Here is a 758-nt window from a genome sequence, read left to right as displayed (position 1 = left end):
GTTCAAGCGAGACAACGCTTAGGTGAAGATGCTGTCGAGCAGGTCTTCAAGATGATGGCGTCACGGCATTATAATCATGCCCACTTCGATACATTTTGTGGCTTAAATCTATTAGCTGTTGATGGCGTTGTTTTTCGTACACATGATACGCCAGAGAATAAAGACGTATTTGGGTGTGGCTCAACCCAGTATGGTGAAAATACCTATCCGCAAATTCGGATGGTATGCCACATGGAGCTAACGAGCCATCAACTCATTAATTGTACTTTTAACGGGCAACATCAAGGAGAAATGACACTCGCTGAAGAGCTCATTGAAGGTACACCGGATAACTCATTAACCTTATTTGATCGCGGTTATTATTCATTAGGGCTTTTGCATCGTTGGCACCAAGCAGGGACTGAAAGGCACTGGATGATACCTGTCAGAAAAGGCTTAACGGTTGATACCATAAAGAAAATGAGTAAAAATGACCAGTTAGTGCGTCTTAAAACATCGCCACAAGCGCGAAAAAAGTTTACTGACTTGCCAGAGTTTATAGAAGCTCGGCTGCTTACTTACACGCATAATAATAAGCAGTATCAGATTCTTACATCAATGCTTGATGTAATGCGTTACCCATCAAAAGAAATCGCTGATTTGTACATGCATCGCTGGGAAATAGAAATAGGATATCGAGAAATAAAACAAACAATGTTGCACTCAAACTATATCCTACGCTCAAAAAGGCCGGATATGATAAGGCAAGAATTGTGGGG

Annotated in this window: 1 protein-coding gene; it reads left to right on the top strand. The window is 41.4% G+C overall.

Going from position 1 to position 758, the window contains the following annotated elements; genetic code table 11:
- Positions 1-51: 51 nt before the first annotated feature.
- A partial coding sequence (locus tag H5058_RS18120) for an IS4 family transposase (protein WP_259398654.1) occupies positions 52-758 on the top strand: 707 nt, incomplete at its 3' end.

The organism is Pseudoalteromonas sp. SR45-4 (assembly GCF_014163535.1).
In the GTDB taxonomy this organism is placed as follows: domain Bacteria; phylum Pseudomonadota; class Gammaproteobacteria; order Enterobacterales; family Alteromonadaceae; genus Pseudoalteromonas; species Pseudoalteromonas nigrifaciens.
This window is presented reverse-complemented; position numbering and strand designations above follow the sequence as displayed.